The 20,143-nt window shown below is 67.5% G+C and carries 19 protein-coding genes; 10 read left to right on the forward strand and 9 right to left on the reverse strand.

Annotated features, from left to right (window positions below):
- Positions 1 to 388 precede the first annotated feature (388 nt).
- The 7 genes from A3ES_RS51780 to A3ES_RS0133485 are packed head-to-tail and all read left to right on the forward strand — an operon-like array spanning position 389 to position 8,541.
- On the forward strand, positions 389 to 1,711 hold the full coding sequence (locus tag A3ES_RS51780; RefSeq protein ID WP_020391210.1) for a YqcI/YcgG family protein: 1,323 nt from the start codon (positions 389 to 391) through the stop codon (positions 1,709 to 1,711).
- Positions 1,708 to 2,346 carry a hypothetical protein gene (locus A3ES_RS0133460; RefSeq protein WP_020391211.1) on the forward strand — a complete coding sequence of 213 codons (639 nt, stop codon included), beginning with the start codon at positions 1,708 to 1,710 and terminating at the stop codon, positions 2,344 to 2,346. The genes A3ES_RS51780 and A3ES_RS0133460 overlap by 4 nt, the downstream gene beginning before the upstream one ends.
- Positions 2,333 to 3,244 (forward strand): hypothetical protein, encoded by a 912-nt coding sequence (locus tag A3ES_RS49315; protein ID WP_020391212.1) that lies wholly within the window; start codon positions 2,333 to 2,335, stop codon positions 3,242 to 3,244. Before A3ES_RS0133460 ends, A3ES_RS49315 begins: the two co-directional genes overlap by 14 nt.
- Complete coding sequence (locus A3ES_RS49320; protein ID WP_020391213.1) at positions 3,231 to 4,424, forward strand: cysteine desulfurase family protein; 1,194 nt, start codon at positions 3,231 to 3,233, stop codon at positions 4,422 to 4,424. Before A3ES_RS49315 ends, A3ES_RS49320 begins: the two co-directional genes overlap by 14 nt.
- Positions 4,425 to 4,431: 7 nt before the next feature.
- Positions 4,432 to 5,076, forward strand: coding sequence for a dTMP kinase (locus tag A3ES_RS0133475; RefSeq protein WP_157630885.1), 645 nt, complete (start codon positions 4,432 to 4,434; stop codon positions 5,074 to 5,076).
- Positions 5,073 to 6,362, forward strand: a complete 1,290-nt coding sequence (locus A3ES_RS0133480; RefSeq protein ID WP_020391215.1) for a methyltransferase domain-containing protein — start codon at positions 5,073 to 5,075, stop codon at positions 6,360 to 6,362. Before A3ES_RS0133475 ends, A3ES_RS0133480 begins: the two co-directional genes overlap by 4 nt.
- The gene (locus A3ES_RS0133485) at positions 6,355 to 8,541 is read left to right on the forward strand and encodes a putative PEP-binding protein (RefSeq protein WP_157630886.1); all 2,187 of its coding nucleotides are present in this window, start codon (positions 6,355 to 6,357) and stop codon (positions 8,539 to 8,541) included. The genes A3ES_RS0133480 and A3ES_RS0133485 overlap by 8 nt, the downstream gene beginning before the upstream one ends.
- A gap of 27 nt (positions 8,542 to 8,568) precedes the next feature.
- Here the strand turns inward: A3ES_RS0133485 and A3ES_RS0133490 are convergent, their stop codons facing one another.
- From A3ES_RS0133490 to A3ES_RS0133510, 5 genes are all read right to left on the reverse strand, one after another.
- Positions 8,569 to 9,720, reverse strand: a complete 1,152-nt coding sequence (locus tag A3ES_RS0133490) for an MFS transporter (RefSeq protein ID WP_020391217.1) — start codon at positions 9,718 to 9,720, stop codon at positions 8,569 to 8,571.
- A 43-nt stretch (positions 9,721 to 9,763) separates the two neighbouring features.
- Positions 9,764 to 10,966 carry an ATP-grasp domain-containing protein gene (locus tag A3ES_RS0133495; RefSeq protein WP_020391218.1) on the reverse strand — a complete coding sequence of 401 codons (1,203 nt, stop codon included), beginning with the start codon at positions 10,964 to 10,966 and terminating at the stop codon, positions 9,764 to 9,766.
- Positions 10,963 to 12,150 (reverse strand): ATP-grasp domain-containing protein, encoded by a 1,188-nt coding sequence (locus A3ES_RS49325; protein ID WP_020391219.1) that lies wholly within the window; start codon positions 12,148 to 12,150, stop codon positions 10,963 to 10,965. Before A3ES_RS49325 ends, A3ES_RS0133495 begins: the two co-directional genes overlap by 4 nt.
- A 493-nt stretch (positions 12,151 to 12,643) precedes the next feature.
- Positions 12,644 to 14,848, reverse strand: a complete 2,205-nt coding sequence (locus tag A3ES_RS0133505; RefSeq protein WP_026163449.1) for an MMPL family transporter — start codon at positions 14,846 to 14,848, stop codon at positions 12,644 to 12,646.
- Positions 14,849 to 15,227: 379 nt separating this feature from the next.
- Positions 15,228 to 15,764 carry a M48 family metallopeptidase gene (locus A3ES_RS0133510; RefSeq protein ID WP_020391221.1) on the reverse strand — a complete coding sequence of 179 codons (537 nt, stop codon included), beginning with the start codon at positions 15,762 to 15,764 and terminating at the stop codon, positions 15,228 to 15,230.
- A 508-nt stretch (positions 15,765 to 16,272) separates the two neighbouring features.
- Between A3ES_RS0133510 and A3ES_RS55200 the strand changes: the two genes are divergently transcribed.
- Complete coding sequence (locus A3ES_RS55200; RefSeq protein ID WP_012922897.1) at positions 16,273 to 16,431, forward strand: DUF5679 domain-containing protein; 159 nt, start codon at positions 16,273 to 16,275, stop codon at positions 16,429 to 16,431.
- A 248-nt stretch (positions 16,432 to 16,679) separates the two neighbouring features.
- On the forward strand, positions 16,680 to 17,999 hold the full coding sequence (locus A3ES_RS0133520; RefSeq protein ID WP_202806652.1) for an ABC1 kinase family protein: 1,320 nt from the start codon (positions 16,680 to 16,682) through the stop codon (positions 17,997 to 17,999).
- Between the two features lie 11 nt (positions 18,000 to 18,010).
- Here the strand turns inward: A3ES_RS0133520 and A3ES_RS55205 are convergent, their stop codons facing one another.
- Positions 18,011 to 18,178 carry a hypothetical protein gene (locus tag A3ES_RS55205; RefSeq protein WP_020391223.1) on the reverse strand — a complete coding sequence of 56 codons (168 nt, stop codon included), beginning with the start codon at positions 18,176 to 18,178 and terminating at the stop codon, positions 18,011 to 18,013.
- Between the two features lie 30 nt (positions 18,179 to 18,208).
- On the opposite strand from A3ES_RS55205, the gene A3ES_RS0133530 reads away from it, so the two are divergent.
- The gene (locus tag A3ES_RS0133530) at positions 18,209 to 18,742 is read left to right on the forward strand and encodes an NUDIX hydrolase (RefSeq protein WP_020391224.1); all 534 of its coding nucleotides are present in this window, start codon (positions 18,209 to 18,211) and stop codon (positions 18,740 to 18,742) included.
- Positions 18,743 to 19,051: 309 nt separating this feature from the next.
- Here the strand turns inward: A3ES_RS0133530 and A3ES_RS55210 are convergent, their stop codons facing one another.
- From A3ES_RS55210 to A3ES_RS0133540, 3 genes are all read right to left on the reverse strand, one after another.
- Positions 19,052 to 19,237 (reverse strand): hypothetical protein, encoded by a 186-nt coding sequence (locus tag A3ES_RS55210; RefSeq protein WP_020391225.1) that lies wholly within the window; start codon positions 19,235 to 19,237, stop codon positions 19,052 to 19,054.
- A gap of 63 nt (positions 19,238 to 19,300) precedes the next feature.
- A complete protein-coding gene (locus A3ES_RS53025) occupies positions 19,301 to 19,588 on the reverse strand; it encodes a WhiB family transcriptional regulator (RefSeq protein WP_040456177.1) in 288 nt (95 codons plus the stop codon).
- 151 nt (positions 19,589 to 19,739) lie between these two features.
- Positions 19,740 to 19,937: a hypothetical protein gene (locus A3ES_RS0133540; protein WP_020391226.1), complete on the reverse strand. Its 198-nt coding sequence runs from the start codon at positions 19,935 to 19,937 to the stop codon at positions 19,740 to 19,742.
- Between the last annotated feature and the right edge of the window lie 206 nt (positions 19,938 to 20,143).

Consider the following 20,143-nt stretch of genomic DNA (forward strand, 5'->3'; position numbering starts at 1 on the left):
CCTGCAAGTGAATTGGTGTTGACGGGGTCGCAAACAGCTTCGTAAGCTCCGTCGCCGAACGAGAATTCGTTTGCACACGTTGGCCTAACGGACTCGCAGAGGCAGGGGTCGTGAGGCGTTGTCGGGGGCTCTGCGGTAGACCGGGGAAATCGGCCGGAATGCTCGTGCACCGATCATTTCGGCGCGCCGCCCAACTCACTGGATCGTTGTGAAACAAGTCCCCCTGCGCACCTGGCGATCGACGTGTGGGCGTTTTCAGGTTCGGCTCCGCCGAATACACCGCGGTGTCGTCGGCCAGGTCCGAAGCGGGTTGATGATCTGAGTTAGTGAGGCGATTCAAACAGTGATCAACAGCACACCATTGGCACGACCGGGTCCGCTTTGCTCGGTGGCAGAGATCGTCGACGATTCAGGCCACGCCGATCCGTTGCTGCGGTCCCTGGTGAACACCTTGGCGCAGACCGTGCGCGATCGCGGGTTCCCGTGCATCTTCGCCCGGCAGCCGCTGGACCGTGGCGAACTGCTGCTGGCGGTGGCCCGCGGGGACCGGGCCGAGTGCCTGGCCGGGGCCGGTGCCGCGTTGCTCGACCTGGCCGAACGGATCCAGGCCGACCCGGAGGCCATCGGCATCGTCTTCGTCGACTGTCCCGGCCTCGACGACCTCGACGCCGATCGGGGATTCGCCACGGATCTGCTCCTGCACCTACGCCAGATCGATCCGCAGCCCTGGCCGGCCGACGCACCGACCGACCCGGATCACCCGGACTGGAACTTCTGGTTCGCCGGCGTGGGCTTCTTCTTCAACTTCAGTTCCCCGCACCACGTCCGGCGCAACAGCCGCAACCTCGGTCCGGTCCTGACCGTCGTGGCCCAGGCGCGGGCCACCTTCGACGCTCCGGACCGCGGCGGCCTCAAGGCCAGGACCGCCATCCGGCGCCGGATCCAGGAGTTCGACGACGTGCGGGTGCACCAGGCGCTGGGCAGTTTCGGCAGCGCCGAGAACCGGGAGATCGACCAGTACTTCCTGGGTGACGACCAAGCGATCCACCGACTGCTGACCGCCGAGCAGATCCGCGGCAACCGACGCCCCGAAAAGGGCGAGTCAACGACCGACGACCACAACGCTAGGGAGCGGCAGACAGTGTTCCTCGACGGATCGACAGTGCGGACCTACATCGACCAGGGTCGCTTGGGGTGGGCCGGAGAGCTTCGGCGCGACTCGTTGCTGCTGCGGCTGGGCGACCGGGTACAGCCGATGGCACCGACCGCGCCCGCGGTCGTCGATCTGACCGACCAGGCACAGATCGACGCGATGTACGGCGAGACCCAGGTGGGCTGGGAATCCTTCACGCTGCGGCGCGGCGAGCTCGCCTTGTTCCATGCCAGCCAGCCGATGGCACTGCCCGAGGGAGTCGGTGGCTTCATCGGCGGTCTGAGCCACATGGCACGGCTGGGCCTCACCGTCCATCTGGACACCCCGATCGTCGACTCCGGCTTCAACGGCGTACTGACCGTCGAGATGTTCAACGCCGGCCCCAGCGACGTTGTACTCCGGCCGGGCATGCCGGTCGCGAAAGTGATCCTGTACCAGGTGGGCGACGGGTCCATCGGTGAGCGGTACAACCATCGTTTCTATGGCGCCGAGGAGCACATCGGCAGCCAGTACGCAGCCGAGTTCTTCGGCCGGGCCGTGGTGGGGAGTGCCAAGTGATCGACTGCGCGTTCTGTGACGAGTTCGCCGAGCCGACGGCCAAGACCTGGATCGTCGGCCGCACGGCAGACCGGGTGGTACTGCCGACGATCGGCTGCCTGACCGAGGGCTACCTGCTCTACATGCCGCAAGAGCACACACTGGCTTTCGCCGATCTCGAGGCGAAGGCGCTGGATTCCTGCTCGGCGGACATCGACGAGCTGCGGAGGTCGCTGAACGACCGCTACGGCCCGATGATCGTGGCCGAGCACGGACCGCGGGAATGCGACCTCGGGGCCGGCTGCTGCGACCACGCCCACCTTCACCTGATCCCGGTGCCTGATCCCGATCTGGTGGTGAAGCAGTATGTCGAGGTGGGCGGGCCGCGGCTGGCCTTCGACAACCTCGCCGACTGTCTGGCCTCCGTCGAGGAGGCGTACGTCTACGTCTCCCCGGCACCCGACGTTCACTACGCCTGGCCGGCCGTGGGCTTCCCGAGGCAGTGGGTCCGTCGGGTCTGCGCCGACATCCACGGCCGCCCCGAGGAGTGGGACTGGCGGGATCACCCCTTCGAAGCCGAGCGCAAGCAGACCTATGACGCCCTGGTCGGTCAGGTGACCTTGGCCTCGGCCGACAGCAGTGATGGCGACCGCTGAGGTTCTGGCCGCTCCGGTGCTGTCCGAGCTCAGCCTGGCCAAGTGCCGGCGGCTGGGGCAGGACCGGCGCTGGCCGAAGTGGTCGACCCAGTGCTTCATGCGGTCCTTGGGTCTCCCGGTGCTGAACGCCTGCCTGATCGCTCCGGCCGACCGAGACCAGCTTGCCTCCGTCGTCAACAGCTTCGCGCGGCGGCTCGGTACCGAGTCAGTGATGGTCCGGTCGGACGGTGGGGTCGAAGCGGTGTCCTACCGCCGGGGCGGCCTCACCCTGCCGGTTCCCGAGGCGATCGCCTGGGCGGAGCCGGCCCTGGCCGACGGCCGGGCCGTGCTGCTGCTCGAACCGACCAACCGCTTCACCAACGCGTCGACGGCGATGATCAGGATCGACCGGTCGATCGGTAAGGGCCCGGACGGCGGTCAGCTGACTGTCGAACTGCTGGGTGCGGGATTCGACCTGGCCGACCTGGCCCGCACCGGGCTGCAGCCGCACGCGCGGGTCGAAGTGCGCAACATCGACTGGGACCGGCCCGAACCACTCTGGCCGCACGACGTCACGGTCACCGTGGTCACGCTGTCCGACGACGACCGCATCGAGCGGCGGCTGGACTTCGTCGGGCGTCACTGCCTGCCGGCCGACGCGCGGTCAGGCACCGGCACGGCAGCAGAACGGGCGAGGGCCTGGCTCTGGGACCAGGGCTATCGCGATCTCTTCGAGCCGTTCGATCTCGCCTCGGCGCTGCGGTGCCTGCCCGACTGGCACCGGGACGCGTTCTCGATCGTGGCTGCCCTGCCACAAGAGGACTGGAACTGCGTGGCCACCGGCTGGTCCGACCTGGGCACCGGTCGGCAGATCTATTGGGACATCGTCGACGGGAGTCACAAATATGGCCGTGGTTGATCTGGAACAGCAGAGTGCACTGTACTTCGACTACCAGGCAACGACTCCGGTCGACGCCGGGGTCCTCAACGCGATGCTGCCCTACTTCTCCGATCACTTCGGCAACGCGGGCTCCCGCCATGTCCACGGCCGGACGGCGGCGGCTGCGGTCGAGACCGCCCGGCACCAAGTCGGCGCTCTCATCGGGGCGGCCTTGCCAGGGGAGATCGCGTTCACCTCGGGGGCAACCGAGAGCAACGCTCTCGTCCTGCGAACCCTGTTCAGCGGTCCGATGCCGGCTCATCTGATCATCTCGGCCATCGAACACCCGTCGATCCTGAACCTGGCCGCGGAGCTCGAACGCTCAGGCCATGACGTCACCCGGCTTCCGGTCGACTCGACCGGCCTGGTCGATCCGTCGGCGGTGGCAGCAGCCATCACCACGCGGACCCGGCTGGTCTCCGTGATGCACGCCAACAACGAGATCGGCACTGTCCAGCCGATCGGCGAGATCGGCCGGATCTGCCGGGTCCGGGGCGTGCTGCTGCACTCGGACATGACTCAGTCGGCCGGCAGCCTGCCGGTGGACGTCGAGGCGCTGTGCGTCGACCTGGCCTCCCTGTCGGCGCACAAGTTCTACGGTCCCAAGGGAGTCGGCGCGCTCTACGTGCGGCAGTCCAGCAGCCTCCGCAACGGGCCGGGATCGGGTGAGTCGGGCCTACGTCCGGGAACGGTGAACGTTCCGGGGATCGTCGGTCTGGGCACCGCCGCCGAACTGGCCCGGGCCCGTCGCAGTACGGATGCGGTCCAGGTAGCCGCACTGCGGGACCGGTTCGTCAGCGAGGTCCGGACCGCCCTCCCGGATAGCATCGTCAACGGGCATCCGAGCCTGCGGTTGCCAGGCAACCTGAGCATCACTTTTCCGGGGGTGGAGGTCGACGAGATCCTGCGAGCCGATCCCGAGCTCGGGCTGGCGATGGGCTCGGCCTGCACGAGTGGACGCTCCGAACCTTCGCACGTCCTGATCGCCATCGGTCTCTCGCGCACCCAGAGCCGGTCGACGATGCGCATCGGATTCGGCCGGGAGACCAGCTGGGATGATTGCCGGCGCTGCCTCGATCGCCTGATACCGCTGGTCGAGCGGGGCCAGAGAAAGGCCGTGGGGCAGCACCGCTTCGGGCCGCTGAGAGGAACGGAATAACGTGTTCGTGTCATTCGAGGGTATCGACGGCTCCGGCAAGACCACGCTGTCCGGGGCGGTCGCGCAGGAACTGCGGAACCGCGGAGCAGACGTGGTGCTGTTCCAGAAGAAGACCGTTCCGGTGGATGCCGATCCCTACGTCCAGCATCATCTGGCGGCATTGGGGCGGCTCATCTGGGACGACGCCGATCAGCAGCCCATCCACCTGCTCGGCGACGAGCACTGGGTCCGCCTGATGGCCGCCTACTTCGCCGCCGTGCACGAGGCGGTCATCCAGCCCGCGGTCCAGTCGGGTCGCACCGTCGTCACCGACAACTGGTACTTCAAGTTCTTCGCCCGGATGACGATCAACACCGGCTACCGGCTGGAGGACTTCGAGAAGGTGTTCGGCGGCGTCGGCCAGCCGACCGAGGTCGTCTATCTCGACGTCGATCCCGCCGTCGCCTCGGCTCGCAAGGGCACTTTCACTCGTGGCGAGCTCGGCGAACACCAGCGCGACGGCGCCAATGATGGCTTCGTCGGGTACCAGTCGAAGGTCGCTGCCTTCTACCGTGAACTGGCGGCCGACGGGCAATGGCGCTGCATCCAGCCCGGTGCCCTCACTCCGGCCGAACTGGCGGCGAAGGTTGTCGACCAGTTGGCTTGGCGGTGACCTCGCGCCTTCTGGTCGCCAGCCTCAACCTGAACCGGGGACTGGCGGTCCCAGCCCGGCGAGCGGCCTTCCACACCTGGCTGGCCGCGTTGAGCCCGGACGTCCTGCTGCTGCAGGAGACAGTGGCACCACAGCGACGTGAGCCCGCCGCTGTGTCGGGCTATCACCAGGTGACGGGCGAGCGATCCCTCACTGTGTGGACCCGGGACCGGAGCGGGGTGGCCGTCACCGATCTGGACACCTGGCAGCAGACGGTCGACGTACGCGGAACCAGGCTGCGCAACGTCCACCTCGCCCCGTCGTCCGGTCAGGAGCGGGCCCGGCAACTGGCGGCGATGACGGCGGCACCGGGAGCCGATGTGGTGATGGGCGATTTCAATCTGGCTCCTCGACCGGCTGACGGCCGCTATGGCGACCAACCGAGCAAGTTCACCAGCGCTGCTGAGCGAGCCGCGCTGGCCGGACTCCTGGGCAAGGCCGATCTGGTCGACCTGCTGGCGACGGATCCGCCGGAGTTCACCTTCGAGCGGCAACTGCCGGCCGGTCGGTCTGCCTTCCGCTGCGACCTCGCGCTGGTCGAGCGGAAGCGAGCCGGCTGGACCTTCGCGACCTACGACCACCGGCCGCGGGCAGCCTTCACCGATCATTCTGCTGTCGTCGTCAGCGTGCCGTTGACCGGGCCGGCCGGAGGTGTCGCGTCGGACGTCGCGCCGACGGCAATACCTGCCCGCACAGCAATCCGGCGCCGCACCGCTTCCCCGTGGGCCCGGTGGGTACGAAACGACCTGATCGGCCCGGACCGGCCGGGGCCGATCCTCGACTTCGGCTGTGGACACGGCGAGGACGTCCGGTACTACGCTGCCGGCAACGTTCCCGCCGTCGGTTACGACCCGGCACCCGAGTTCGGCGCGGCCACGGCTCCGGCCGGAGAGTTCGCTATCGTCACGATGGTCTTCGTCCTCAACACGATCACCGGTGCGGCTCAACGCCTCGAAGCAGTCCGGCGGGCGGCCGAGCGGCTCGCCGGCGACGGACTGCTGCTGCTCGTCACCAGATCGGTGGCTGAGATCGAGGCCAAAGCCAAGGCGAAGAGTTGGGCCCCGGTCGGTGATGGCTACTGGTCCCATCCGGGCCGCCGCACCTTCCAGCGCGGCATCGACAGCGAGGAACTTCGGCACCTAGCGGCCTGCGCCGGCCTGGTCCCGGTGACGGACGGGCCCACACCGCCGCGTACTGCGGGCGCCTCGGCCTTGTTGGTGAGCCGGCAGAGTGCGTTCCGTGGCTGAGACATTCCCACCCACACCAGAGGAGAAGTCGTCGGATGAAGGCTTTGTCATGATCAGCGGTTGGTGTGCCAGTCACGACGTCGAAACCGGGGCGGCCGGGCTCACCGGGCGCTGGTTGGCTGCTCCGTTCAGCGAGGACGTCGCCGGCTGGCACGAGGCAGCACCTCTGCACGGGCTGTCTACCCGGGCCCCCGGCCTGTGGCAGGGGCTGGTCGACGCCGCTGTCGAGCTGCAGACCGAACACAGCGCTCCAGTTGAATTTCTGTTCGAGGCGACCGACGGGAAGGTACGGGTGGTTCGCGCCCGACCGGCCCGGCTTCAGCCGCGGGCACATCTGGTCGCTGTTCAGTCCCTCGCCGGGCAGGGGGTCATCACCACGGTCGAGGCGATGCGGGCCGTCCATCCGGCAGAGGTGGAAGCCTGCCTGGTGCCGACTCTGGACCCCACCGCACACACCGTGCTCGGTACCGGCCTGGGCGTCTCGGCAGGAATCGGTCGGGGAAAGGTGGTGTTCCACGCCGAGGAGGCGGCCCGGGTCAGCGCTGAAGGCGAGCTGTGCATCCTGGTCGTCGACGATCTCCGGCCGGAGGACATCGCGGTGAGTCTGCAGCTCACCGGTCTGATCTCCCTGCGAGGCGGGGCGACATCGCACGCCGCGGTGGTGGCCAAGGGACTGGGCATCCCCATGATCGCCGGGTTGCGTGATGCCCGATTGGATCCGGCCGCCGGAGTGCTGTGGATCAACGACACGGCGGTGGCCCGACATGACCGGATCACCATGGACGGCCGCGGCGGCCTCTTGCTAGCGGGTGAGGTCGCCGTCACGACCCAGGAGCTGCCAGTTCTCGACGATCTACTGGAATGGGCGGACGCAGCCGCGGACGTGGCCGTGCTGGCCAACGCCGACAGCGGCGATCAGGTGGCCACGGCGATGCGGGCGGGTGCCGCCGGCGTCGGGCTTTGCCGGATCGAGCATGTGCTGACCACGGGTGGCCATCTCCCGTTGCTGCGCCGGGTCTCCGCGGCGACCGACCCGTCGGAGCGCACAGCGCTGATCGGCGAGCTGACCGATGTACTCACGGACCGACTGCGCGAGGTTGTCGCCGCCGCGGGCGGCAAGCCCGTGACGATCCGGCTCCTCGACATCGCTCAGCACGAACTGCTGGATCCCAAGGACGACCGCGCCGGCCGGCCGGGCGACGGCCCGGAGGTGAACCCGGTGATGGGTGCCCGGGGGGTGCGTGACCTGCTGGTGGACCGCGACCTGGGCAGCGCTCAGGTACGGGCCATCATCAGGGCGGGATCACCGACGAACCCGCCCAACATTCTGGTACCGATGATCTCGTTCCCGGAAGAGTTCCGGCGGGCGCGGAAACTGATCGAGAACGCCTGGTCCGACGAGACCGGTGGCCACGGCACGCGTCCGGCCATCGGCGCGATGATCGAGATCCCTCGCGCCGCCCTTGGCGCGGCCGAACTGGCCACCGACGCCGACTTCCTCTGCATCGGCAGCAACGATCTCACCCAGTTCACCCTTGCCCTGTCCCGCGACGACGGCCACGCCGGCTTCCTCGAGCACTACCGCCAGGAGGGCATCCTCGGCACCGACCCCTTCGTCGACTTCGACGACGCCGGAGTCGGCCGCCTGATCCGGCTCTGCGTCGAGCTGGCCCGGACGGCTCGTCCAGACATTCCTATCGCGGTCTGCGGTGAGCACACGGGTGATCCCGGATCCCTGGCGGCGTTGCTCGAGCTCGGCCTGACCTATGTGTCCTGCTCGCCGCACGCAGTGGCGGTGGCGCGGTTCGTCGCCGGACGGCAGGCGATCCTTGCTACCACGCCTGTAGCTGCGCCACCCACCACCGGCAAGCTGGTCCGCGACCACATTCCGGCCATCATCCGGAAGGCCGGTTTGGAGCCGTTGACCGAGAAGGTGGCTGGAGATCGCTACCGCGGCTATCTCGAGGCGAAACTCTCCGAAGAACTCGGTGAGTTCCTCGAGTCCGGCAAGGTCGAGGAACTGGCAGATCTCGTCGAGGTCTGTTTCGCCGCGGCAGACCAGCAAGGCGTCGACCGGGACGCGCTGCTGGCCATCGCGGCCGACAAGCGCAGCCGGCGTGGAGGGTTCACGGAGCAGGTGATCTGGTACGGCAACCAGTCCGCCGCGGATCGCAGCTGATCGGTCAGTGACCGGCCGGGTGCGCGGTCACTGACTCGGCTGCGATACGTCCTCGTGCTCGTTCCGGTTCATCATCGTGTAGGCGGCCCAGATCAGCAGGCTGGCGATCTCCAGCACCAGGGCGGGCAGCCAGATCCAGAGCTGATTCTTCACGGCGAACGCGTAGATGAGGCCGGACAGGGGGTTCGCACCCGCGATGAACATCCGGATCACGCTGTTGACGCGACCGGCCAGCGGCAAGGGGATGACGTCCTGCCGGAACGAGATCGACACCACGTTGCTGAGGCCCAGCGCATAGGACATCACGGCGTAGGCGGCGATCAGCACCCAGTGCCCCAGCTCCAGTGTGATGACGGCGAAACCGATGCCGGCCGCCACCTGGAAGACCAGGATCCGCTGCCGCAGGCTCCAACCGGCCAGCGTGCGCGGGGCCAACTTGGCACCGAAGGCACCCAGCAGCAAGCCGAGCGTCAGCGTCACTGAGATGGTCAGCGGCTCTGCGCCGTCATCGCCCATCGTCGTCACCAGGACCGAACCGAGCCCGCCCAGAGCGAGGTTGGACACGGCCATGGTGGTGACCAGCCAGGCGATATCGGGCTTGGCCAGCCAGGCGAAGCCGATCTTCAGGTCTGCCCAGACCCCACTACGATCCCGCTGCAGCCGCACGGTCGGCAGCAGGAGGCTGATGAGCCCGGCGGCGAAGTAGGTCGCGGCGACCAGTCCGGCCGAGATCCCCGGCCGTACGGCGGTCAGTGCCGCGCCCGCCCCGAGAAAACCGGCCACCTTGGCGAACTCGATCGCCGAGGCGACGCTGGCCACAGCCTCGGTCCGTCGCTCGCTGCTGACCAACTGCGGGATCAGTACGAACTGTCCGGTGATCGTGCTGGCGACACCACCGAACCCGGACAGCAGCAGCATCAGCGCCACGACAAGTTGCTGATCGAGAAACACCGCCGCGACGGCGATACACGTGCCCTGCTGCACCTGGGAGGCGAAGTACACCGTCCGCCGGTCGAAGCGGTCGATCATTGAGCCGATCAAGGGTGACCCGGCGTAGGCCACGCCGCGCAAAGCCACCGTGAAGATGGAACTTGCGACAGAGCCGGTCGCGGCCAGCACCGCCAGCGGAGCAATCAGCAGCAGTCCGTAGTCGGCGACCTTCGACATGATCGACGACATCACCAGAACGCGAACGACTCCTTGGTCCGAATGCCCTCTGCGACTACTGATCACTTACGCCCCTCGCTTGGTTCAGCACAGCCAGCGCTGTCTTGAGTTGACTGTCGAAGTCGGCCCGGTTCTCGCCCCGGAGCAGGATCGTGTGTCCGTAGTCAGTGGCGTGCCGTGCCGCGCCTGCCAGCTCGTACCGCCGGTAGGCCACCAGGCCAGGGAGAACCGCCTCCAGAGCCGGCTGCAGGTCCCGGTCGGTGACGTTCTGGAAGACGCCGATGATGCCGTGGACGCCTGGGTCGGGTGTGATCGGATCCGGCAACGTGACCGGATGGCCCATCTGCAACTGGACAGCGGTCTCGATCAGGTTGATCCCGTACTGCCGGCGGACCAGTTCGTCGATGCCACCGCCGCCCGGCCGGATGGCCGCCTCGCAGAAGGTCGGTGTGCCGTCATCGGCCACGAAAAATTCGACGTGGCTCACTCCGTCCCGGGCGCCGAGCGCGCTCAGAACAGTCTCGTTGTGGGTCTGGACGATCGCTGCCAGCGGGCCCTCGGTCACCAGAACGCTGCCTTGGTGGCTCTCGTCGCGGAACCGGCCGGGTGCCTGCAGATACTCGCCGACCGAGGAGAAAGTGACCTGGCCGTTCTGGATGATGGAGTCGCAGTGCACCATTCGGCCTGGCACGAACTCCTCGACCTCCAGGTCGCCCAGGTCGAGGCGGAGATCGGTGACGGCACTCCACAGTTCCGCGTCGTCGTGGACGATCCGCACGTCCGAGGCGCCCAGGCCCCATCGGCTCTTGACCACTGTCGGTCCGGCCCAGGGCAGCTCGGCCACCCGCGTCGCCGAGGTCAGCGACCGGAACCCGGGGACAGACTCGTAGCCGGCGGCAACCAGCAGCTGCTTCATCAGCAGCTTGTCGCGGAAAGGCATCGTCTCGTCCACCGTGAGACCGGGCAGGCGGAACCGCTCGCGGAGGGCCGCCGCCAGCAGCATGTCCTTCTCGTGAATGGCCACCAGCCGCCCGGCGCCCCGGCTGGAGATCAGCCAGTCGGCCGCAGCCTCGACCCGGGATGAGCTCCTCATATCGCACACGGTCACGTCCGGGAACGCTTCAGCCGTCCAGCCGTCGAGCCCGCCGGCGAAGGTACGAGTGAGCAGCACCCGGTCGGAGGCTGCGACGGGCAGGTAGCTGCCTTGCGCACCGGCCGTCCAGCCGAGCCGGTGCCGGTTGATCAGCACGGTCTTCACGGGCTCTCCGTTGTGATCGCCGGGGCTGCCAGCACCTGCTCGAAGGTCATCGTCACGGCCTGCCGCGAGCCGATCATCCGCCCGGACCCAAGTCGGTGCGCCGAACTCAGCAGCGGCCCGACCACGTCACCGATCTGCGGTGTCACGGTCCAGTAGTCCCAGGCGACCTCCGGCATCGACGGCGGCGCCGTTTCCAGAGAGGTCACCACACCTGGACTTGCGGTGAAGAAGACGATCGCGGCCGCTTCTGAGCGGACTTCGTCCGGCTGCGGTTGCCGTCCCAACGGCCAGCCCAGGCAGGCCAACCGCCAGTCAAGACCGGTCGTCGCCGAGACCAGATCCGCGATGCCATCGCCGCCCGGCCGGTTGTGAGTCTCGACCACTACGATCTCTTCGCCTTGGACGATCAGCTCGCTGTGCGCTGGGCCGTCTCGGTAGTCCAGGGCGTCCAGCAGGTCCGTGACCGCCTGCCGGACCCGATCGCACTGCTGCTCGGACAGCGACGGCGACGGCGTGACATGGCCGATCTCGACGAAGTTCTCGCCCAGCCGCTTCTCGACGATGAGAACGACGGCGTGCTTCCCTTCCTCGCTGAGGCTTTCGACACTCACCTCGACGCCTTCGGCGTAAGCCTCGACCAGGGCACCGCGGCGCAGGCCGGGGTCGAGCCGGTCGAACTCATCCAGCGAACGCACCCGCCGGACCCCGTCGCTGGCCGTGCCCAGGGGCGGCTTGACGATGACCGATCCGTGAGCGCCCAGCAGCCGGCCGACGGCCGCGCGATCGTCCCCCGACGCGGTAGCCACGGTCAGCCGCGGTGCCGACTGCGCCAGCACAGCTCGCATCGCGGCCTTGTCCCGCATCGCGTTGACGACGGTCGGCGGCGTGCCCGGCGTACCGAGCAGCTCGGAAAGCTCTGCGGCGCAGACGAGTCCCTGCTCTGTCATGGACACCACGGCAGACGGATGCACGGTCGCTTGCAGCAGCTGACCGAAACGGGCGAGCTCGGGCGGCAAGTACTGCCGATAGTCGAAGAGGAAGAACTGGTCGCGGAGCGGACGAAGCAAAGAAGTCAGATCCCGGGCGGTGTGGTCGACGATGATCAGATCGACGTCGAGCTTCCGCGCTACCCGGACAATGTTCGCCGACGGTCCGATCAGGACCAGCGATGCGCGGTCTGCCAAGATCCCCTCCCCCAGAATTCGCGGCCGCTCCGATCATCGATGACCAGAGCGAAATGCACTGTCGCGCGTTGTATCCGCGTAGACATTGCAGCAGATGCACTGACGTGTCAAGGCATGCAGACACCGTCCGATGCAGGTCGATGTCTCGCGGGGGATGAGCGGATTCGTCAACCCCTGAAGGAGATTCGGCGCCAAGGCCGCCCGGCTCTTTGAAGTCCAGCGCCCCACCGCCGGGCAAGGTGACGGGCATCACCATTCAAAGAGGAACAGCGGTTCAATAAGTTGCAGCTTTTCCCCCCAGCCCGCATCTTGCACATTTCAACAGCTCCAGGTATCGAAGCCCATCAAGTGGCACGGACGAGGAAAGAGGCTCGCGGCAGCGTGTCCGTACCCACGACCTTGGCGCCTGTTGCTTCCGGCTTTTGCTTCTGGCGAGCGAGCAAGGTCCCCGCCCCGGGAGGTCCCGGGGCGGGGCGCTTGGGTGGTGCTGGGGTTAGCCGACGGGGGTGAGTTCTCGGTCTTCCTCGGGGGCTGGGGTGGTGGTGACTGCGTGCTTGGGCTGCTTGCCGCGGAGCCATTTGGGGGCCCACCAGTTGGCGTCGCCCAGGAGCGTCATCACACTGGGCAGGACGACGGCGCGGATGATGGTCGCGTCGATCAGGATCGCCACCGCCAGGCCGACGCCGAGTTGCTTCATGTCCAGCGTGCTCAGGGTGGCGAAGACCGCGAAGACGCCGATCATGACGGCTGCCGCGCTGGTCACCACACCCGCCGAACCGGTGATGCCCTCGGCGACGGCCTGCTTGGTCGGGACGCCGCGCAGTACGGCCTCGCGGATCCGGCTGACCACGAACACGTGGTAGTCCATCGACAGCCCGAACAGGACCACGAAGAGGAACAGCGGCAGCCACGACACGACTGCTCCGTTGGACCGGAAGTCGAGGATGCCCTCGGCCCAGGTGTTCTGGAAGACCGCCGTCACCACTCCGTACGCCGCGCCGGCGCTGAGCAGGTTGAGCCCGATCGCGGTGACCGCGACCACCACGGACCGGAACGTCACCATCATCACGATCATCGTCAGCAGCAGCACGAACCCGATCACCAGCGGCAGCTTCTCCCTGGTGTGCGCGGCGTAGTCGACATCACCCGCCACGATCCCACCGACCGCGTACTCGACACCCGGCACCTTGCCGAAGGTCTGCGGCATCAACTCCGTGCGCAGCTTGGTCAACGACTCGCGCGCTTCGTCACTGCCACTTGCGTACGGCGTTGCAACCTCGAACACCGACACGGTGCCATCCGCCGACACCTGCGGCTCCTCAAGCCCGTCCTGCGCGAACAGCTTGTCCGACTGGGTCCGCTCGGTCAGCTCGGCGAGCGCGGCCTTCACAGCCGGCTGCTGGTCGGCCGGAGCCCGTACTGCGACCTCGTGGCTGGTGCCGGTGCTCGGGAAAGCCGCGGTCAGCCGGTCGTAGGCCTTCATCACCGCGGTGTCACGCGGCAGGTCCTCGGTCCCCGGGAACTTCAGGTTCATCCCCAGAGCAGGTGACGCCACGGCGAGCAGAGCGATGACCGAGACGAGCAGCGTTGCGACCGGGTACTTCAGGGCCGGCTTCAGCAGGGTCGGCCAGAAGCGCGGGTTCGACTTGTTGGCGGTGAGGCGCCACACCAGCGGGACGCGCGGGCGGTCCACCCAGCGGCCCAGCTTGGCGAGCAGCGCCGGCAGTACGGTCAGCGAGCCGACCACCGCAACGGCGACGACCATGATCGATCCGACGGCGAAGGAAGAGAACACCGCATCCTGGGCCAGGAACAGCCCGCCCATCGAGATGATCACCGCGATTCCGGAGACGACTACCGCGTGGCCGGAGGTCGCCGCCGCGATCTCGACCGCGTCCACGTGACCGCGGCCCTTGGCGCGTTCCTCACGCTCCCGGCGGAGGTAGAAGAGTGAGTAGTCGACGCCGACGGCCATACCGATCAGCAGGATGACGCTGTTGACCGCGTCGACCGCAGGTATCAGCTGGGAGACCGCCGCGGCCAGGCCGATCGCGGCAACGACGGCCGACAGGGCGAGCAGCAACGGCACGGTGGCCGCGATCAGGGCGCCGAACGCGATCAAGAGGATCGCAAGCGTCACCGGCAGGCTGAACATCTCGGCGCGCTTGAAGTCCTCACCGAGCGTCTCGTCCAGGGCCTTGCCGATCGACTCGCCGCCGACCTGTTCGACCCTGATCCCCGGATTCTCCTGCTGCACCTTCGCGGTGGCGTCGAGCAGCGGCTGGACCCGGTTGTCGTCCTTACCGTCCTTCAGTGTGACGCGGACGATCAGCGCGTCCTTCTTCGGCGACAGGATGGGCTTGGCGACCTCCGCGACCCCACCGAGGGCGCGCATCCGCTCAGTCACCACGCCGGCCACCTTGGTGGCCTCGGTCTGGTCGAGAGCTCCGGAGTGCGGCGTGATCAGCACGCTCTCCACGTCGTGGTCGGGGAAGTTGCCGGAGTCGACGATGGCGTCGGCGCGGGTCACCTCGCCGATGTCACCCTCGTTGCTCGCCTCCTTGGTCCCGGTGACCGAGCCGAGTGCGAAACACGCCACGACGACGGCCACCCACATGGCGATCGCCCGCCACGGATGGGTGGCACTCCATCGAGCGATCCGGACCGTGAGTTGTCCCCTGGATGTGGACCTGGACATGGTGGTTCCTACCCCTCTGCGCCCGCCTCTGGACGCACCCTCCCAGCCCGGCCCGACGCCGATTGCTGGCTACGGGTCTCAGCTTTCGTTAAGGAAGGCACCCGCCACCATGCAGGAAGCCACCGAGTTCACCCTGGTGCCAGCCCCACCCCACCCTGGGGAAAACCACAGGGTCACCGAGCTGTGCGCCGGCCGCGGCGACGTACCACCTGACGGAACGTGGCGGTATCAAGCACCGAGAGTGCGAGGTGGCGCTCCAGCCACCGGAACACGCCGGGACACGCCGGGACGACGGGTGAGTTCACCCCGGTCCAGCGGTCGGGGTGATCCCCGAGTCGGCCCGCCGCAGCGGGACCGCGTACGGCGTACGGGGTGGTGGTCAGAAGTCTTCGAGGTTGAGGGTGGAGGCGGCGGAGATGCCTTCCAGGTAGCCCTCGGCGCGCTCGGCTTTGGGGTAGCGGTGGACGAGTTCCCAGAACGCGGCGTTGTGGGACGGTTCCACCAGGTGGACGAGCTCGTGGACCAGGACGTAGTCCACGACCCAGGCTGGCATCGACTGCAACCGGGTCGACAGCCGGATCGAGCGGTCGGCCGGAGTACAGGAGCCCCAGCGTCTGTTTTGGTTCGAAACCCACCTCACCGACGCAGGTTCGGGCACTTCAGGCAGGTGGCGACACGCGAGATCGTGTGCTCTGGCCAACAATTTTTCGTCCGACACGCGGGACCGGCTGCGCTGCTTCTCGAGACGCTGGAGCATGGTTTCGACCCAGCGCGCCTCCTCGGCGGCGGACAACCGGTCGGGCATCAGCACGATCACCCGCTCGCCGTCCCGGTAGGCGCTGACGGTCCGCTTGCGCCGCTTGCTACGACGGATGTCCACATACGGCGGGATCGGGCGCGGTGGAGAGTCGGCCATGCCTCAGACCGTACCGTGCGAATCCCCCAACTTTCTTCTGTCCACATCCTGTGAATAGACGTTTCCGCAGGTCAGACGCCTATTGGTGAATCGGTGGACGCTGGTTGTTCACACCTTGTTCCCCCGCTCGTCCACAGTGTCGCCCGGCGCGCCCCACAGCTTGCCCACAGGTTTATCCACAGGGGTGGACAACCTGGACTTGTCAGCGCGCCCGGCACCTCCTAGCGTCAGGTCCAGCAGGCTCCCGGACCGCCTCCGGGGCCACTCGGAGGGGAAGCCGAGTGGTTCCGAAGGCGGACCCCTGGGAGCCTGTTCCGCGTCTCGCCCCGACCACGGAAAGCGATTTCCAGGCGGCACGCGGAGCGGGAGATGGGCTTGAGCCACTCCCAGCCTGCCGTAGGGTGAATCCCGATTGGGCCGAACGGCCTACGGCAGGACGGTCTGCCGAAAGCATCCACGACGGCCGGGCATATGCCCCGGCTGGTATTCAAGCAAGGAGAGGGCCCTCATGGCAGAGACCTGGAGCGGCGAGTTCTACTGCGTCAAGTGCAAGGCCAAGCGCACCGCCGACGGCGAGGTCAAGGTCAACGACAAGGGCACGCGCATGGCCAAGGCCAAGTGCCCCGAGTGCGGTACGAACCTGAACCGGATCCTCGGCAAGGCCTGACGCACCAAGTCGTGGGGGCGGTGGTGTGACCTTCGGGTCCACCACCGCCCCTCCGTCGTTTCTGCAACCGTGGCAAGCCCACATCTGGTGGGCTCGGACACCGAACGGCGACCTTGAACAAGGTGTGCCCTGTTCAAGCCCACCAGTTGATGTTCAAGCCCACCAGATGTGGGCTTGTGACAGTCCGGTGCATTTGTGACGAGGCTCGCGGTGCCCCGGCGGGGCCACGGCTTGGGTGACCCGACAGAATGGGGAGCGTGTCCGACCTCCCCCGCAAGGCGCTCAGCCGTACCGCGAAACTGGCCAGTCTGCCGCTCGGCGCCGCGGGGCGCGCGACCGTAGGATTGGGTCGGCGGATCGGCGGTGCTCCGGCCGAGACGGTGATGGCCGAGTTCCAGCGCCGGACCGCGGACCAGCTGTTCTCCGTCCTGGGTGAGCTCAAGGGCGGCGCGATGAAGTTCGGGCAGATGCTGAGCCTGATGGAATCGGCGATGCCCGAGGAACTGGCGGCGCCGTACCGGGCGACGCTGACCAAGCTGCAGGACTCCGCACCCCCGATGCCGGCCTCGACCGTGCAAACGATCCTGTCCCGCGAGCTGGGCAAACGCTGGCGCGACCGGTTCGAGGAGTTCGACGACCTGCCCGCCGCGGCCGCGTCGATCGGCCAGGTGCATCGCGGCGTTCTCAAGGACGGTCGCGAAGTCGCGGTGAAGCTCCAGTACCCGGGCGCCGCCGAGGCGTTGCGGGCGGACCTCAAGCAACTCGGGCGCTTCGCGCGGACCTTCGGGGCGCTGGTGCCCGGGGTGGACATGAAGCCGCTGGTCGCGGAGTTGCAGGAGCGCATCGGCGAGGAGCTCGACTACGACCGCGAGGCGCAGGCGCAGCAGCAGTACGCCGATGCCTTCAAGGGGCACACCGAGTTCGTGGTGCCGCGCGTCATCAAGCACTCCCCCACGGTCATCGTGTCCGAGTGGATCGAGGGCACGCCGCTGTCGAAGGTGATCACCGAAGGCAGTCAGCAGGAGCGGGACGAGATCGGGCTGAAGTACGTCCGGTTCATGTTCAGCGGGCCGCGACTGGCCGGGTTGCTGCACTCCGATCCGCATCCCGGCAACTTCCGGGTGATGGCGGACGGCCGGCTCGGCGTGGTCGACTTCGGGCTCTGTGCTCGGCTGCCGGACGGCCTGCCTCCGGCGATCGGGCGGCTGCTGCGGATCTCGCTGGACGGCGATGGCGACGCAGTACTGGCGGGGTTGCGGGCCGAGGGCTTCATCAAGCCGCGGATGGAGATCGACCCGAATCAGCTGATGGACTACCTGGCGCCGTTCGCGGAGCCCGCCCAGGCGGAGTCGTTTCAGTTCAGCCGGGCCTGGATGCGGGCCCAGGCCAACCGGACCGGCGACTTCCGCTCGCCGAACGCGTCGATGGCGCTCAAGATCAACCTGCCGCCGTCGTACCTGCTGATCCACCGGGTCTGGATCGGCGGCATCGCGGTGCTGTCACAGCTCGAGGCACAGGCGCCGTTCCGGTCGGTGCTCGAGGAGTTCCTGCCGGGCTTCAGCGACTGACCTGGTCAGGCTCACCACCAGGCGCTGTCGAGTTTCCCCTCGATACCGCGGACGTTCTCGCGCGCGCAGCGATCGCAGTACACGAGCTTGCGCCCGTTCTCGAGCGAGGTGACCCAGGTCAGCGGCAGGTCCTCGGTCGGTGCTTGCGTGCCGCACAACGCGCAGCTCGGGTTGGTCATAGAACAATTCTGCACCTCTAGGCTCTGGGCATGCGTTGGCATATACATCAGGAGACCGAGGCCTGGGGCAACTCTTGGCTGAGTGTTCGCAGGCTCGATGTCGAGCAGCCTGACGGGGAGCGGATCGACTACCACGCGGTGCGGTTGAAGCACGTCGCGGCGGCGGTCGTCACCGATGGAGACGGCCGGATGCTGCTGATGTGGCGGCACCGGTTCCTGACCGACCGGTGGGCGTGGGAGCTGCCGATGGGCCTGATCGAGCCGGGCGAATCACCCGCTGAGGCCGCCGCCCGTGAGGTCGAGGAGGAGACCGGATGGCGCCCGAGCGGGCTCAGCGAGCTCGTGTACTCCGAACCTGCCGCCGGCATCATCGACTCCGCGCATCACGTCTTCCTTGCCACCTCGGCGGTCCGGATCGGTGAGCCGACCGAGCGGAACGAGTCCGACCGGATCGAGTGGATCCCGCTGGCCGACGTACCGGCGATGATCCGGCGCCGCGAGATCGTCAGCGGGATCACCCTCGTCGGCCTCCAGCAGGCCCTACTGGAGGCGCTCCGGACGTGACGAGAGGCGGCATCCGCTAGATGCCGCCTCTCGTCACGTGGTCAGCTTCGGCCGGCAGCGGCGGCCCCCTGGTCCGTGCTGCCGGTCGGGCTGGTACCTCGGGCCACGCGACCGGAGTCCGTGGCAGCCGACCCGGTTCCCCGCGGAACCAGGTGGCGCCTACCAGTACTCCGGGCCTGCGCTGCCCGGGGGTCTTGCGGCTTCAGCGGTCTTGGTGGAGATCGGCTCCGACCGCGTCAGCCTGGATTTCGGCTCAAGCCGGCCGAACCCTCTCGCGAGGGCCGGCCGGTGGCTGAGAGCCGGGGTGGATCAGACCAGCCGGGCGAAGGAGAGGCGTGCCTTTGCACTGGCCCTCTCCGCGCGACGGGTGGCCCGCTCGGCCTGCTTCTGGGCCTTGGCGAACTGAGTCGCCAGGTGGAAGCGCCGGTTCTGCTCTGCGTCCTGCAACCGAGCCCGACAATGAGCACGGGCGAGATCTTCTTGAAGTAAATGCATTTCAACTCTCCTGGGTGAAGTTTGTGTAGTCATGGTTCTGGAGTCTCGATTCGGGATTGGTCGTCAGGCTGCGGTTACGGTGTCGCACTTGCGTGGACGCCCACGGGGCCGCTTGCGCGGAACCACAACACCCTGGACGAACAGTTGGCCTCCCCACACTCCCCACGGCTCGGAACGCTCTAGCGCTCCGGCCAGGCACTCGGCCTGGAGCGGGCAGGTGCTGCAAAGAGACTTTGCGTACTCGACGTCCGCCGGTGATTCGGCGAAGAAGAGTTCAGGTGCGTAGGACCGACAGGGCAGGTCCTGCGACGCTGCGACCTCGGTGAAGGCATCGAGGAAGCTAACGCTCATTCCGGTCACCTCCTAGTGACTTTGGTGCTGTTCTCTTGCTGTCTTCGACGGCCCACCGGGTGGTGGCCGCCAAACTCTGTTGGACAAACAAAAGGGCCGCGGGACCCTGGTTAGGGTTCCGCGGCCTTGGAGGTGCCGGCTGACTTTGATGTCAGACCGGTGGACTCCATGCTCGAGAACCCTGACCGCCGTACTTCGCATCGCCCACAGCTGCGCCCCGGAACTGGCTGGAACGCTTGGCGAGCTGCACAACGGTCGCGACGTGCAGACGCGACAGGGGGGCACCCTGGATCGGGGCGCACGGCTGCGCAACGTTGACGCCGTTCGGCTTCATCGTGATGTTGACCATTTCCAAGGCACCTCCTCTCGTTGTGGCGAAGTGAGCGGCAAGCTCATCGCTATGGTTTGAAGTTTTCGGCCAGCCCTCGACCGCAGAAAGAACAGTACGCTGACCCCGGCGGGGGCCGCAAACTATTTATCGCAGGTTTGCGAAGTTGGCCGGAAGTTGCCGCCGCGGAGGCGGAAACTTGCTGCCGATCCACCGGGCCAGCACGC

This window comes from Kribbella catacumbae DSM 19601, from assembly GCF_000372465.1.
Taxonomy (GTDB): domain Bacteria; phylum Actinomycetota; class Actinomycetes; order Propionibacteriales; family Kribbellaceae; genus Kribbella; species Kribbella catacumbae.